This is a genomic window from Streptomyces cyaneochromogenes (assembly GCF_003963535.1).
GTDB classification, from domain to species: Bacteria; Actinomycetota; Actinomycetes; order Streptomycetales; family Streptomycetaceae; genus Streptomyces; species Streptomyces shaanxiensis.
Window position 1 is genome coordinate 9,100,113 of the sequence record NZ_CP034539.1, and the last position, 14,571, is coordinate 9,114,683.

The 14,571-nt window shown below is 70.9% G+C and carries 10 protein-coding genes; 3 read left to right on the forward strand and 7 right to left on the reverse strand.

All coding sequences use genetic code 11. The features are described 5' to 3' along the window. Positions 1-13: 13 nt before the first annotated feature. Complete coding sequence (locus EJ357_RS41080; RefSeq protein WP_126396946.1) at positions 14-1,840, forward strand: glycoside hydrolase family 15 protein; 1,827 nt, start codon at positions 14-16, stop codon at positions 1,838-1,840. On the opposite strand, the gene EJ357_RS41085 is transcribed toward EJ357_RS41080, so the two are convergent. The 4 genes from EJ357_RS41085 to galE form a co-directional block, all read right to left on the reverse strand. Beyond that, on the reverse strand, positions 1,749-2,525 hold the full coding sequence (locus EJ357_RS41085; RefSeq protein WP_228472766.1) for a class I SAM-dependent methyltransferase: 777 nt from the start codon (positions 2,523-2,525) through the stop codon (positions 1,749-1,751). The two genes, EJ357_RS41080 and EJ357_RS41085, sit on opposite strands and share 92 nt — an antisense overlap. Positions 2,526-2,532: 7 nt before the next feature. Continuing rightward, positions 2,533-3,789, reverse strand: coding sequence for an aminotransferase class I/II-fold pyridoxal phosphate-dependent enzyme (locus EJ357_RS50625; RefSeq protein WP_323377673.1), 1,257 nt, complete (start codon positions 3,787-3,789; stop codon positions 2,533-2,535). A 15-nt stretch (positions 3,790-3,804) separates the two neighbouring features. Then, complete coding sequence (locus EJ357_RS41090) at positions 3,805-6,957, reverse strand: EAL domain-containing protein (RefSeq protein ID WP_323377675.1); 3,153 nt, start codon at positions 6,955-6,957, stop codon at positions 3,805-3,807. Positions 6,958-7,162: 205 nt separating this feature from the next. Next, a complete protein-coding gene (galE, locus tag EJ357_RS41095; RefSeq protein ID WP_126396948.1) occupies positions 7,163-8,248 on the reverse strand; it encodes a UDP-glucose 4-epimerase GalE in 1,086 nt (361 codons plus the stop codon). A 186-nt stretch (positions 8,249-8,434) separates the two neighbouring features. On the opposite strand from galE, the gene EJ357_RS41100 reads away from it, so the two are divergent. Together EJ357_RS41100 and EJ357_RS41105 are read left to right on the forward strand one after the other, a co-directional pair. Next, entirely contained in the window at positions 8,435-9,418 is a 984-nt protein-coding gene (locus EJ357_RS41100; RefSeq protein WP_126396950.1) for an aldo/keto reductase, read from the forward strand. Between the two features lie 46 nt (positions 9,419-9,464). Then, positions 9,465-10,268, forward strand: a complete 804-nt coding sequence (locus EJ357_RS41105) for a DUF427 domain-containing protein (protein ID WP_126396952.1) — start codon at positions 9,465-9,467, stop codon at positions 10,266-10,268. A gap of 15 nt (positions 10,269-10,283) precedes the next feature. Here EJ357_RS41105 and EJ357_RS41110 read toward each other — a convergent pair whose 3' ends face one another. The 3 genes from EJ357_RS41110 to iolD form a co-directional block, all read right to left on the reverse strand. Beyond that, entirely contained in the window at positions 10,284-11,069 is a 786-nt protein-coding gene (locus EJ357_RS41110) for a GntR family transcriptional regulator (protein ID WP_126396954.1), read from the reverse strand. Positions 11,070-11,139: 70 nt separating this feature from the next. Beyond that, positions 11,140-12,642, reverse strand: coding sequence for a CoA-acylating methylmalonate-semialdehyde dehydrogenase (locus EJ357_RS41115; protein WP_126396956.1), 1,503 nt, complete (start codon positions 12,640-12,642; stop codon positions 11,140-11,142). A 49-nt stretch (positions 12,643-12,691) separates the two neighbouring features. Continuing rightward, positions 12,692-14,569, reverse strand: a complete 1,878-nt coding sequence (gene iolD / locus EJ357_RS41120; protein ID WP_126396958.1) for a 3D-(3,5/4)-trihydroxycyclohexane-1,2-dione acylhydrolase (decyclizing) — start codon at positions 14,567-14,569, stop codon at positions 12,692-12,694. Between the last annotated feature and the right edge of the window lie 2 nt (positions 14,570-14,571).

Here is a 14,571-nt window from a genome sequence, read left to right on the forward strand (position 1 = left end):
CGTAATCCCGATTATGAGTTCACCCATCGAGGATTACGCCCTCCTCAGCGACCTGGAAACCGCCGCCATGGTCGGCACGGACGGGTCCATCGACTGGTTGTGCCTGCCTCGATTCGACTCTCCCGCATGCCTGGCCGCATTGCTGGGCACTCGGGCCAACGGTTTCTGGCGGGTGGCCCCGCGTGTCGGCGGGCGATGTACGCGCCGGGCCTACCGGCGGGACACGCTGGTCCTGGAAACCGAGTGGCGCAGCGGAAACGACGCCGTCCGGGTCACGGACTTCATGCCGCCGCGTACGCAGTCGCCGTGTGTGGTCCGGGTCGTCGAGGGTGTGTCGGGTTCCGTCCACATGCGCAGCGAACTGCGGCTGCGTTTCCACCAGGGCCGGGTCGTGCCGTGGGTCCGGGACGCCGAGTCCGGCACCGTGGCGGTCGCCGGGCCGGACGCGGTCTGGCTCCACGCCGACGGGCCGGTGTACCTGCCCGACCGGCAGGATCCCACCGGGCTCGACTTCACCGTCCGGGCCGGTCAGCGACTGGCCCTGACGCTCGTGTGGTCGCCGTCGCACCTGCCTGGGGCGCCCGCGTCCCTGTCCGTCCCGGCGGAGACCGCGCTGAAGGAGACCAGTGACTTCTGGCGGGGCTGGACCGCCCGGTGCTGCTACGAAGGGCCCTGGCGGGACGCGGTGGTTCGGTCCCTCATCACCCTCAAGGCGCTCACCTACGCCCCGACGGGCGGCATCGTCGCGGCACCGACCACCTCGCTCCCCGGGTGCATCGGAGGGGAACGGAACTGGGACCACCGGTTCTGCTGGCTGCGTGACTCCGCCCTGACCCTGTCGTGCCTGCTGCGCAGCGGCTACCGCGACGAGGCCACGGCATGGCTGAACTGGCTGATGCGGGCGATCGCCGGCGACCCCGCCCAGCTGCAGACCGTGTACGGCGTCGGGGGACAGCGGCTCCTGCACGAGACCGAGGCGTCCTGGCTGCCAGGCTACGAGCGATCACGGCCGGTCCGGTTCGGGAACTCGGCGGAGGGCCAGTTCCAGCTCGACGTGTACGGCGAGGTCCTGGACGCTCTCTGCCTGTCGCTGCGGGCGGGGATACCCATGCCCGCCCGGGTGTGGAGCGTGGTGGAGGCGCTGATGAGCCACCTCGTCCGGCACTGGCGCGAACCCGATCAAGGACTGTGGCAGGTGCGTGGTCCGGGGCGGCAGTTCGTCCACTCCAAGGTGATGGCCTGGGTGGCCGCCGACCGGGCCCTGCGCATGGGGGAGTCGCTCGGCCGCAATGGTTCCTCGGACCAGTGGCGGGCTTTGCGGGACGAGGTGCACCGGGAGGTCTGCCGGGAGGGGTGGGACGCGCGGCAGGGCTCCTTCGTGCAGTCCTACGGCTCTTCCGCCCTGGACGCATCGACCCTGCTGATCCCCAGGCTCGGCTTCCTGCCGGCCCGGGACGAGCGGGTGCGCGGCACTGTCCGGGCCGTACGGAGGCTGGACCACGGCGGGTTCGTCCGACGGTACGGCGCCGCGGACCACGGCGTGCACGATGTGGACGGACTGCGCGGCCGCGAGGGCACGTTCGTGGCGTGCACCCTGTGGTACGCCGATGCCCTCGCCGCCACCGGGCATCCCGGTCAGGCCCGGGAGGTCTTCGAACGGGCCCTCGCCATCCGTAACGACGTGGGCCTGCTCGCCGAGCAGTGGGACCCGGACGCGGGCCGTCAACTGGGCAACGCGCCGCAGGCGTTCAGCCACATCGCCCTGGTGGAGACGGCGTTCGCCCTGTCATCAGGACCATCCCCGAGTCGCCGTAGTCCGGCAGCGTCGGGTCGGCGTTGATCCGGGTCACCGAGAGCCGGCCGGTCAGCGGCGTGAACACCTCCCGGACGGCGTCCGCGTCCACGGGGCAGCCCGGCCAGCGCGAGGCGCGGCCGATGCGGTACGTCGGCATGTTCTCCATGAACGCGGCCACCAGATACCCGCCCGGGACGACGCTGCGGGCGAAGAGACGGCAGAACTCGGTGAACTCCGCGAAGTCCTCCGTCGCGCCCTCGGCCACGAAGTGCATCGACGCGAGTCCGTACCGGCCGGGCGGCAGAGCCCGGACGTCGCCGTGGACGACCCGTACCCGCGACAGTGCCTCCGGGAGGGGCGCGGGAAGGCTCGGGACGTGTCGTCGGCACAGCGCGTAGAAGGGTTGCCAGCTGGCGTCGGGGCCGAGGCGGAGCTGCCCGGTGAGATAGGCGACGTTGGCCGCGCCCGCCTCCACGGCGTCGACGCGGCGGCTGACGGAGGCGGCCAGCATGAGCGGGTACAGGTTGGGTCCGGCACCGAACTCCACGGACCGCCCGATGCTCCTGGGCACCAGCTCCCGGTACAGCTCCGCGTGGTGGGCGATGACCGCCGCGTCGCACGGGTGCAGCTCGCGGTAGTTCTCGGCGAGGTAGTCCTGGACCGGCCAGCTGTCCCAGTCCACGTCGTCGTTGCGGATCGGCACGGCTCCGGGGGCCTCGAAGGCGGGCATGCCCCGCTCACCTCCTGCGTCCCAGGACGCCCTGCTCGGCCAGTCGGCTCAGCGTGTCGTTCAGCCGGTCGATGTCCTCGTCGGAGTTGAGCGCCGTGACCTGGATCCGGAAGCCGACCCGGTCGCGGGGGACGAGGGGATACGCCGCGAGGGTCACGTAGATGCCGCGCTCCCACAGGAACCGGGCGACCGCGTCCAGGTCGGCCGCGTCGGCGAGCGGGATCTCCACGATCGGGAACTCGCGGACACTGGGCGTGTCCAGGCCGAGGCCGCGCATGTGCCGCAGGACCCGCACGGTCTTGGCGTACAGGTCGGCGCGGATCGCGTCCCCACGGCGGTCGTTGACCGCCAGCCCGGCCAGCGCCGTGGCCAGGGACGCCGTCGGCGAGGGACCGGAATAGAGATAGGGACCGGCGGCGGTCTTCAGGTGGTCCTTCAGCGGGGAGGGCAGGGCGAGGAAGGCGAGCAGCGACGAGTACGCCTTGGAGAAGCCGCCGACGAGGACGATGCCGTCGTAGCTCTCGCCCGTGTGCCGGACGACACTGTTGCCGCGTGATCCGTACGGGCAGGGCTCCGACCCCGTCCGCTCCCCGATGACACCGAAACCGTGGGTGTCGTCCACGTACAGCGTCGCGCCCCGGTCCCGGCAGATCGCGGCCAGTACCGGAAGATCGGGAATGTTCCCGCTCATGCTGTCGACACCGTCCAGGCAGACCAGCCGTGGCCCGTCGGACGGCAGGGCCCGCAGCAGGGCGTCCAGTTCGTCGGGCCGGTCGGCGCGGAAGCGCTGCAGTCGTGCGCCCTGACCCCGGGCCGACACACAGCCGTCGTACACCGTTTTGTGCGCCCTGGCCTCTACGAAGACGTGGCCCGCACCGGCGAGGACCGGGATCACCGAGGCGTGGATGAGGGTGGCGGTGGGCAGCAGCAGCGTGTCCGGTGCGCCGAGCAGTGCGGCGAGCCGCTCCTCGATGTCCGCGTAGAGCCGTGGGCTGCCCAGCAGCCGCGACCAGCTGGGGTGCGTCCCCCAGCGCCGTACGGTCGGTTCGATCTCGTCGATGATCTCGGGGTCCCAGTCGAAGCCGAGGTAGTTGCAGGACGCGAAGTCGATCAGCCAGTGGCTGCCGCTGCGGATGTGCCGGCCGCGCACCTCGTCCAGCACGGCGTCGCTCATGGGGCTGGTCCGCCGCAGGTGGTCGAGGTCGTCCAACCGTGGGGTACGCCGCTGTCGCGGGGGTTCGACGTCGGCGTCGATCGCGCGCATGGTTGCTCCTCGCGTTCACGCCTGCGTTGACGGCCGGACACCGCCGCGCTGCTGCAGGACGGCCTCTGACTGCTCCACCGTCATCGGCCGGGCGAACAGATATCCCTGCCCGTACCCGCAGCCGATGTCCGCCAGCAGCTCCCACTGCTGCTGCTTCTCTATGCCCTCGGCGATCACCTGCAGCCCGAGCGTGTCGGCGAGGTGGATGATGCCCTCGACGAGGGCCACCTGTCGCGGGTCCTGCGGGATGTCGTCGATGAACGTCTTGTCGATCTTGAGTACGTCGATGGGGAAGTCCCGGAGATAGCGCAGCGAGGAGTATCCGGTGCCGAAGTCGTCCACCGCGATGCGCACGCCGAGGTCCTTCAGCTCCCGGATGAGCGTGTCGATCTGCTCGGTCCGCTGCATGAGCACCGACTCGGTGAGCTCCAGCTGCAGCGTGCCCCGGCGCAGGGCGGCGGTGTCCAGGGCCGTGCACACCTCGTTCAGGAAACCCGTGTCCCGCCACTGCCGCGCGGAGACATTGACACTGAGGTACGGCGGACTGGTCCGCCGGGCGCTGTGCTGCAGCCGGGCGATGTCGGCCGTGGCGTGGTGCAGCACCCAGGTGCCCAGCACCGAGATGTGGCCGGTCTCCTCGGCGAGCGGGATGAACTGCCCCGGTGGCACCGGATCGCTTCCGAGGCGTGGCCAGCGGGCCAGTGCCTCGAAGCCCACGACCTCGCCCGCGGTGATGTCCACGACCGGCTGGTAGCACAGGGTGAACTCCTCGTGGGCGATCGCCCTGTTGAGGCGAGCCTGGAGGTCGTGGCGTTCCATCACACGGGCCCGCTGCTGTGGCTGGAAGCGGCGCCACTGGCGCTTCCCGGAGGCCTTGGCCGCGTACAGGGCCAGATCGGCGAGGGCCAGCAGTTCCTCGGAGTCCGTGCTGTCCCTGGCCGTGGCCACCCCCACGCTGGCGGAGATGTTCACCGACTCCTCGGCCAGCTGGAACGGCCGGTTGAGTGTCTGGATCACCTGCGCGGCCAGGAGTTCGGCGTCGAGGGGCTGTTTCGCGTCCTCCATCAGCACGGCGAACTCGTCGCCGCCGAGTCGGGCCGCGGTGTCGGTACGGCGCAGCGTCCCCGACAGCCGCTCGCCCACGGCGCGCAGCAGCCGGTCACCGACCGTGTGGCCGAGCGTGTCGTTGACGATCTTGAAGTCGTCCAGGTCGATGAAGAGCAGACAGATGATCGTCGACTCCCGGCGGCTGCGAAGGAGTGCGCGCTCCGTCCGCTCCAGCAGCAGGGTGCGGTTGGGCAGACCGGTCAGCGAGTCGTGGAAGGCCCGCTCGGTGAGCTCATGCTCCAGTTGACGCTGCTCGGTGACATCCCGCAGCGTCACGACCAGACCGCCGACGGTCCGGTCCTGACGCAGGTCACGGCAGCGCGCCTCCACCTCGATGCGGCGCGTCCCCCGCACCACCCACCAGTGGTCGTGCGCCTCCTGGCGCCCGCTGCTGAGCAGGGTCGTCAGAGTCCGGATCACCCGGTCCCGTTCCCGCCGATCGAGCAGCTCCGGCAGCTGTCTCCCGGTCAGCTCGACGCCGCTGCCGAACACGGCCTGAGCGGACGGGGTGGCGTAGCGGACGGTCGTGTCGTCGTTGACGATGAGGATCACGTCCGTGGCGTTGTGCACCAGGGTCCGGAAGTACGCCTCGCTCTCACTGCGGATGATCTCCTGGCGCAGCGTGATGCGCTCCGCCGCCAGGCCCGCGTGCGAGGCCAGGATCTCCAGCGAGCCGCGCATCTCGGCCAGCTGCCGCTCGGGGCCGGCCACCAGCAGCGCGCCCCGAAGCTCGCCGCCGCCCGGACGGTCGGGCTGGATCATGGGGCAGATCAGGGCTGTCGGTGCGTCCCCGAGCCGGACGGCGACCTCCGGCCCGAACATGGCGACGGGAAGCACGAGGGTGCGGTGGCGGGCGGGATCGGCCGGGCCGCTCCGCGGGGGCTCGGCGCGATCCGTGACCCATCGGCCACCGATCGGGACTGCGCACCGGGCAAGGCGCCGGTACAGGTTCTGGGCGTCCTGGGGCGACAGGAGCACGGCCACGTGCGGGTCCTTCGGCCCGAACAGCGTGGCGACCGCCGTGTCGCAGGCCCGGGCGACCTCCTCCGGCCAGAACGCCGCCACCAGTGAGGCGGCCGCGGTGCGCAGCGCCTGCTCCCGCGCCACGGCCTTGCGGTGCGCCACGACCATCACCGCGAGCCGCAGGATCACCAGCAGGAACAACACACTGGAGAACGCGCCCAGGACCGCCGCGTCGCGCACGCTGCCCACGAGCTCCTCGTACACGAGGATCGTGGGCGGGATCAGCGTGGCCGCGGTGAGCAGCAGAAGTCGGCGCCAGGGCGGCAGCAGGGATTGCGGCTGGGACTCCGACGCGGTCAGCTCCGCCATCGAGGGGTGCAGCGCCGCCAGCCCCCACGCCGTGTAGAAGACGATCCAGCCCGAGTCCAGCAGAGTGCCCGTCTGCCATGTGCTGTTGAGCTGGAGGATCCCGTAGGCGATGTCGAAGCAGAGCAGCGTGAGCGTGCCCAGCACGAGCAGCTGGACGGCGCGGTTGGGGCCGGACCCGGGGCTGGGGGTGAGGAGCCGCGCGAGGAGCGCCAGCACCAGGATGTCCCCGAGCGGGTAGGCGATGCTGATCGCGCGCTGCTCCCAGGTGAGGCCCTCCAGCCGGGCGAGCGGCTGCACCAGGGAGACCCAGACCGGCAGGGCGAGCCCCGCGGTGATGATCAGCGCGTCCAGCAGGCTCGGCAGGTCATGGCCCCCCCAGCGGTACCGCACCAGACCGAACAGGCCCGCGGCGAACAGGGGATACACGGCGAGGTAGCAGGCGTCCGCCGGGGACGGGAACGGATTGGACGCGGCGAAGTACGCCTCCTGCACGTTGTAGTACGTGTCGCCCGCGGCGAATGCCAGGAGCCCGGCGGCGAGCACCCACCACGGCCAGCGGTGCGCGGGCCGGTTCACGTGTACGCCGATGAGGACGGCGGCGGCACCCGCCAGCCCGATGACGGCCCACAGGGGCGTGAGCAGGTCCGGGAGCGTCATGTACAAGCCGGTGAGGGCCACGACCAGCGCAATGTGGGCGGCCATCAGCCGATGGGCCAGCAGCAAGGTCAAGCGCCTCCCCGAATCGGAGGACACCGGGCTGCGCGCACTGCGCCAACTTGGGCTTCCTTACCGATCGTAGGCACGGCCGGTGCCCCGTTGCACCTTGTCACCCGGCTCGCGAGCCGGTTCGTGAGGTGTCCCGGCGGCGGCCGTGTCACGCGCCGCTGCCGGACCGCCTCAGGGGCCTTGCGGGAAGCCGAAGGCCACACCAGCACTATTCCTCCGGGTCCGGTCGCCAGCCGGAGTCGGCGTAGCCCTGCGGGTTGAGCCGCTGGAAACGCCAGACGTCCCGGCACACGTCGGTGAGATCCCGGGTGGGGCGCCAGCCCCAGGCCCGCGTCACCGCGGTCGGGTCGACGACGAGTTCGGCGACGTCTCCGGGGCGGCGAGGCCCCACGTCGTACGGGATGGGCCTGCCGCATTCCTTGGAGAACTCGGCGACCACGTCAAGGACGGAACTGCCCTCCCCGACACCCAGGTTGTAGACGTGCATGCCCGGCCCGTCGGCGAAATGGTCGAGGGCGACGCGGTACGCCTCGACCGCGTCCACGACATGGAGATAGTCGCGGATCGCGGTTCCGTCGCGGGTCGGGTAGTCGCCCCCGAAGACCTCCAGGCGCTCGCGCCGACCGTCGGCCACCTGGGCGAGACGGTGCATCAGGTGGTCGGTGGCGCGGGGATGTCGGCCGAGCAGTCCGCTGGGGTGGGCCCCGGACGTGGTGGACTGCCTCAGGCACAGCACGGTGTACTCGGGGTGGCGGCGGCAGACGTCCGCGAGGATCTGCTCGCAGATCCACATCGAGGCCGCGTAAGGATGGCCGGGCCGGGCCGGGGTCGTCACCTCGAGTGGCCCGTGCCCGGCGTCGCCGTAGACCGCGTAGGACGACGGGTACACGAGCCGGTGCACCCCGTGCTCGTGCATGGCTCCCAGCAGGGCGGTCGTGCCGCCGACGTTGATGTCGTAGTACTTGATGGGCATCCGTGCCGACCTGCCCGTGGCCTTGTGCGCGGCAAAGTGCACAACGGCGTCCACGGAGTGCCGGTCGAAGACGGCCGACAGGGCATGTCGATCACGGATGTCCAGCTCGTAGACGGCACCGACGAAGCGGCCGGCGATCCGTTCCGTGCGGGCGAAGACCTGCGAAGTGCTGTTGGAGTAGTCGTCAACCACGATCACCTCGTAGCCATGGTCGAGGAGTTCCACGCAGGCATGACTGCCGATGAAGCCGGCCCCACCGGTGACCAGGACGGTCGACGGGGTCCACGGAGCTTCAGTTCCCTCGGCTGCTGTGCTCGCCATGGCAGGACACTCCTGCTGAGAGCATGGAGAATCACCGTATATTTACGGTGTATATGTACAACTTTGCTCTATTGGTCCCATGGAGTCAAGGCTGCCGCCCGCACGCGACCGCTTGACTTGGAGAGCGCTTCAAGCTGAAGACTCCCGGCACGTGCCCCGAACGCGGGCGCGAACGGAGGGAACACGATGAAGTACCGCACCATCGGCACCGACCCGAACAGCCGCCGCGAGGTCAGCGTCCTGGCACTCGGCGCGATGCTGTTCGGCTCACAGACCGACGAGGAGACCTCCTTCGCCGTACTCGACCGCTATGTCGAGGCCGGCGGGAACTTCATCGACACGTCCGACAACTACGCCTTCTGGATCGACGGCGGGCAGGGCGGGCAGAGCGAGGAACTGCTCGGCCGGTGGCGGCGCAGCCGCGGCATCGGTGACGAGATCGTCATCGCCACCAAGCTCGGAGCCCGCCCGCTGGCCCCCGGCACGAGCTACGTCGACAACGCCGAGGGCCTGTCGGCGAAGGTGATCCGCGAGTCCGCCGAACGCAGCCGCGACCGGCTCGGCGTGGCGAAGCTGGATCTGCTCTACGCCCACATCGAGGACCAGCGGGTCCCCCTCCAGGAGACCGTCGAGGGGTTCGCCGAACTGGTCGCCGAGGGCACGGTCGGTCTCCTCGGTGTCAGCAACCACGCGATCTGGCGGGTGGAACGGGCCCGCGCCCTCGCCGCCGCGGCCGGCCTGTCCGGCTACGAGGTGCTCCAGTACGCGCACAGCCACCTGCGCCCCCGCATCGACGTACCCGAGGGGCTGTTCCCGGACGGCAGCCTCGGTCACGCGGGCCCCGAGCTGCTGAGCTACCTGCGGGCCGAACCCGGTCTCACCCTGGTCGCCTACTCGCCGCTGCTGAAGGGTGCCTACGCCCACCCGGACAGGCTGCCCGCGGACTTCGACCATCCGGGCAGTGCGGCCCGTCTGAAGGTGCTGCGCGAGGTCGCCCGGGAGACAGGCGCGACCGTCAACCAGGTCGTGCTGGCCTGGCAGATCGATGCCGAGCTGCCGATCGTCCCGCTGGTCGGTGCGTCGTCGGTGGCCCAGCTGGAGGAGAACCTGGCTGCGGTGGACCTGGAGCTGACTTCGGAGCAGCGGGCCCGACTCGACGCGGCACACTGACCGCTCCGGGAGTACGCTCCGAAAAGGAGCCGAAGGAGAATGGTCCATGCCTCTGTTCCCCAACGAGCGGAACGTCCGTACGACCCCCGAAGGCCTCCTGTGGGAACCCAGCGAACGCTGGGTGCGCGGCCGCAAGGGTGACGTCACCGTCGTCGACAGCCGGCACCCCGTCCTGGTCTGGGAACCCGATCTGCCCGTCCCCTGCTACGCGTTCCCGCGCGAGGAGGTCCGCACGGACCTCCTGCGCCCGGCCAAGAACCCGCCGACGGGCAGGCACACCGGCTCGCAGATCTTCTACGACCTGGAGGCCGGCGGCGCGCTGGTCGAGAACGCGGCGTGGACGTTCCCCGCCGCCGACCTCGCCGGGCACATCGCGTTCGAATGGTTCTGGCGGTGGGACAGCGGCCTCGACCACTGGTACGAGGAGGAGGAAGAGATCTTCATCCACCCGCGCGACCCGCACAAACGGGTGGACGCCATGCCCAGCAGCCGCCATGTCCAGGTCGAGATCGACGGCACCGTCGTCGCGGACACCCACAGCCCTGTGCTGCTGTTCGAGACCGGGCTGCCGACGCGGTACTACGTGCCCCGCGAGGACGTCCGACTCGACCTGTTCGAGCCCACCGACCACCGCACCGGCTGCCCGTACAAGGGCCGGGCCCAGTACTGGAACTGGCGCGGCGAGGGCGAGGTCCCGCGGAACATCCTGTGGAGCTACGCCGAGCCGCTGGCCGCGGTGAGCCCCGTCAAGGGGCTCCTGGCCTTCTACAACGAGGCGGTGGACCTCGTCGTGGACGGCGAACGCCTGCCGCGGCCGGTCACCCCGTTCACCAAGAGCCTCAAGCCCTGATCGCCACCGGGGGTCTCACGGCCTGACCAGCAGCTGGAAGTCGAACGCGTACCGGGACGCCCGGTAGATGTGCGTGCCGTACTCGACCGGGCGGCCCGTGTCGTCGTACGCCGTGCGCTGCATGGTCAGCAGCGCCGCGCCCTCCTTCTCGTCCAGGCGCTCGGCCTCCCCGGCGGTGGCGCAGCGGGCGCCGATGGTCTGGCGGGCGCTGTGCAGGGTGATGCCGGCGGCGCGCATCATCCGGTACAGGCCGGTCGACTCCAGGCGGGCGTTGCCGAGGTCGAGGAGGCTCGAGGGCAGGTAGTTGCACAGGATGGCCACGGGCTGGGCGTGGGTGCAGCGCAGCCGCTCCAGGACCGTGACCTCCGCGCCCTCCGCGATGCCGAGGGCCGCCGCGACGTCCGCGGTCGCCGGGACGCGCTCGTTGCGGACGACCTCCGTGGTCGGGCCCTGTCCGGCCGCCTCCAGGTCGTCGTAGAGGCTGCTGAGCTCCAGGCCCCGCTTCACCTGACTGTGCACCACCTGGGTGCCCACCCCGCGGCGCCGGACCAGCAGCCCCTTGTCGACGAGTGACTGGATCGCCTGTCGGACGGTGGGCCGGGACAGGCCCAGCCGCACCGACAGGTCGACCTCGTTGCCCAGGAGGTTGCCCGGGGCGAGGACCCCGTGCTCGATCGCCGACTCCAGCCGCTGGGCGAGCTGGTAGTACAGCGGCACGGGACTGCCCCGGTCCAGGGCGAAGTCCAGCGAGTCCAGCGCTGAGGCGGACGCGGCACGTGCGGAGCCGCGGGTCTTCGCCATGGTCCCTCCCTTTGGTGATTCCTCTACGGGTGGCAGGCCCTCTGCGGGTGGTGGTTCCCCTGCGGGTGTGTCAGGAGTTGCTGGGGAACCCGAGGTTGATGCCGCCGTCCGACGGGTCCGGCCAGCGCGTGGTGATCACCTTCCCCTGCGTGTAGAAGGCGATGCCGTCGTTGCCGTAGATGTGCAGATCGCCGAAGAGCGAGTCCTTCCAGCCACCGAAGGAGTGGTAGCCGACCGGCACCGGGATCGGCACGTTCACGCCGACCATGCCCGCCTTGACCTCCAGCTGGAAGCGGCGGGCGGCGCCGCCGTCGCGGGTGAAGATCGCGGTGCCGTTGCCCCAACGGGAGTCGTTGATCAGCTTGATGGCGTCGTCGTACGTCTCCGCACGCACCACCGCCAGCACCGGACCGAAGATCTCGTCCCGGTACGCGTCCGCCGTCAGCGGTACCTTGTCCAGCAGCGAGACGCCGATGAAGAAGCCGTCTGCGCACTCGGGGTGTCCCTCGACCGAGTAGCCGGTCCCGTCGACGACGACCTCGGCGCCCTGCTCGGCGGCCGACGACACGTACGACGCCACCTTGTCGCGGTGCTCGCGCGTGATCAGCGGGCCCATCTCGGAAGCCGGGTCGTTGCCGGGGCCGATGCGCAGGGCCTTCGCCCGCTCGGCGATCTTGCCGACCAGCTCGTCGCCCGTGTCGCCGACCGCGACCACCACCGACACGGCCATGCAGCGCTCGCCCGCCGAACCGTACGCGGCGTTGATCGCCTGGTCGGCGGCGAAGTCCAGGTCGGCGTCGGGCAGGACCAGCATGTGGTTCTTGGCGCCGCCGAGGGCCTGCACACGCTTGCCGTGCTCGACCGCCTTGAGCTGGATGTACTTCGCGATCGGCGTCGAGCCGACGAAGGACACCGCCTCGATGTCCGGGTGCTCCAGCAGGCGGTCCACGGCCACCTTGTCGCCCTGCACGATGTTCAGCACACCCTCGGGCAGTCCGGCCTCGGTGGCCAGCTCGGCGAGCCGGTACGACGCCGACGGGTCCTTCTCCGACGGCTTCAGCACGAAGGTGTTGCCTGTCGCGATGGCGATCGGGAACATCCACATCGGCACCATCGCCGGGAAGTTGAACGGCGTGATGCCGGCGACCACGCCCAGTGGCTGCCGGATCGAGGCCACGTCCACCCGGGTCGACACCTGCGTCGACAGTTCGCCCTTGAGCTGCACGCTGATCCCGCACGCGAGCTCGACGATCTCCATGCCGCGCGCGACCTCGCCGAGCGCGTCGGAGTGCACCTTGCCGTGCTCGGCGGTGATCAGCTCGGCGATCTCGTCGCGGTGGGCGTCCAGCAGCTCGCGGTACTTGAACAGGATCGCGGTGCGCTTGGCCAGGGAGGACTGGCCCCAGCTCTCGAACGCGGCCTTGGCGGAGGCGACGGCGGCGTCCACCTCGTCGACGGTCGCGAAGGCGACCTGCTTCTCCTGGGCGCCGGTGGCCGGGTTGTAGACGGCGCCGAAGCGGCCGGAGGTGCCCTCGACGGGCTTGCCGTCGATCCAGTGGGTGATGGTCTTCATGGTGCGAAAGGGCCTTTCGTAAGGGGGAGTTCAGCGGTGGTGACGGCGATCAGAGGTGGTGGCGGCGTCCGGCGACATGCTGCTCGTAGCGTTCGCGGGCCTCGACGGCCGCCTCGCGGGAGGCGACCTCGGCGACGGGCACGTCCCACCAGGCCTCGGCGCCCGGCGAGGTCGGGTTCAGGATGTCCGTCTCGACGTACACGCAGGTCGGCCGGTCGTCGGCGCGGGCCGCGGCCAGTGCCTCGCGCAGCTCGCCCACCGTCTTGGCACGCAGCACGTCCATGCCGAGGCTGGCCGCGTTGGCGGCCAGGTCGACGGGGAGCGGGGCGCCGGTGAAGGTGCCGTCGGCGGCCCGGTAGCGGTAGTCGGTGCCGAAGCGCTCGGCGCCGATCTCCGCCGACAGTCCGCCGATGGAGGCGTAGCCGTGGTTCTGGATCAGGACGATGTTGACGGGCAGGCCCTCCTGGACCGCGGTGACGATCTCCGTCGGCATCATCAGATAGGTGCCGTCGCCGACCAGCGACCACACGGTGACGTCCGGGGCGGCCTGCTGGACGCCGATCCCGGCCGGAATCTCGTAGCCCATGCAGGAGTAGCCGTACTCCAGGTGGTACTGGCGCGGCGAGCGGGACCGCCACAGCTTGTGCAGATCGCCCGGGAGCGAACCGGCCGCGTTGATCACCACGTCGTCGTCGCCGACGACCGCGTCCAGCGCGCCCAGCACCTGGGTCTGCGTCGGTACGGCGCTCTCGTCGTCGGCACGGTAGGCGGCCTCGACGACCGCGTCCCAACGCTCCTTGCCGGCGCCGTACTCGGCCTCGTACGCCGCGTCCACCCGATGGCCGGAGAGCGCCTCGGCCAGGGCGGTGAGCCCCGCCCGCGCGTCGCAGACCAGCGTGCGTGCGGACAGCTTGTGCGCGTCGAAGCCGGTGACGTTGAGGTTCAGGAAGCGCACGTCCGGGTTCTGGAAGAGGGTGCCGGAGGCGGTGGTGAAGTCCGTGTACCGGGTGCCGACGCCGATCACCAGGTCGGCGGCGCGGGCGATGTCGTCGCTGACCGACGTGCCGGTGTGGCCGATGCCGCCCAGGTCGGCGGGGTGGTCGTAGCGGAGCGAGCCCTTGCCCGCCTGGGTGGAGGAGACGGGGATGCCGGTCGCCTCGACGAAGGCCTTGAGCGCCGCCTCGGCCTCGCTGTGGTGGACGCCGCCGCCCGCGACGATCAGGGGGCGCTCGGCGGCCCGGATCGCCTCGACGGCCGCCGCCAGCTCGACCGGGTCGGGCGCGGGGCGCCGTACGTACCAGACGCGCTCGGCGAAGAACTCCTCCGGCCAGTCGTACGCCTCGGCCTGGACGTCCTGGGGGAGGGCCAGGGTCACCGCGCCGGTCTCGGCCGGGTCGGCGAGCACGCGCATGGCGTTCAGCGCGGACGGGATCAGGGCCTCGGGGCGGGTGATCCGGTCGAAGTAGCGGGAGACCGGCCGCAGGGTGTCGTTGACCGACACGTCCGCCTCGGTCGGGTGCTCCAGCTGCTGGAGCAGCGGGTCCGGGGCGTGCGAGGCGAAGTAGTCGCCGGGGAGCAGCAGGACGGGCAGCCGGTTGATCGTCGCCAGGGCCGCGCCCGTCACCAGGTTGGTGGCGCCCGGACCGATCGACGTCGTCACCGCCTGCGCCGAGAGGCGGTTGAGCTGGCGGGCGTATCCGACGGCCGCGTGCACCATGGACTGCTCGTTGCGGCCCTGGTGGTAGGGCATGACGTCCTCGCCCGCCTGGAGGAGGGCCTGGCCGAGGCCGGCCACGTTGCCGTGGCCGAAGATGCCCCAGGTGCCGGCGATCAGCCGGTGCCGTACGCCGTCGCGCTCGGTGTACTGGACGGACAGGAACCGCACCAGCGCCTGGGCGACGGTCAGACGGACGGTGGACTGGCTCATCG

Bases quoted from the DNA above. Each gene is read 5' to 3' on its own strand.
- EJ357_RS41110 (WP_126396954.1), bottom strand. From the start codon at position 11,069: ATGGCGAAGACCCGCGGCTCCGCACGTGCCGCGTCCGCCTCAGCGCTG.
- EJ357_RS41115 (WP_126396956.1), bottom strand. From the start codon at position 12,642: ATGAAGACCATCACCCACTGGATCGACGGCAAGCCCGTCGAGGGCACC.
- iolD (WP_126396958.1), bottom strand. From the start codon at position 14,569: ATGAGCCAGTCCACCGTCCGTCTGACCGTCGCCCAGGCGCTGGTGCGG.
- EJ357_RS41085 (WP_228472766.1), bottom strand. From the start codon at position 2,525: ATGCCCGCCTTCGAGGCCCCCGGAGCCGTGCCGATCCGCAACGACGAC.
- EJ357_RS41105 (WP_126396952.1), top strand. From the start codon at position 9,465: ATGCCTCTGTTCCCCAACGAGCGGAACGTCCGTACGACCCCCGAAGGC.
- EJ357_RS41080 (WP_126396946.1), top strand. From the start codon at position 14: ATGAGTTCACCCATCGAGGATTACGCCCTCCTCAGCGACCTGGAAACC.
- EJ357_RS41100 (WP_126396950.1), top strand. From the start codon at position 8,435: ATGAAGTACCGCACCATCGGCACCGACCCGAACAGCCGCCGCGAGGTC.
- galE (WP_126396948.1), bottom strand. From the start codon at position 8,248: ATGGCGAGCACAGCAGCCGAGGGAACTGAAGCTCCGTGGACCCCGTCG.
- EJ357_RS50625 (WP_323377673.1), bottom strand. From the start codon at position 3,789: ATGCGCGCGATCGACGCCGACGTCGAACCCCCGCGACAGCGGCGTACC.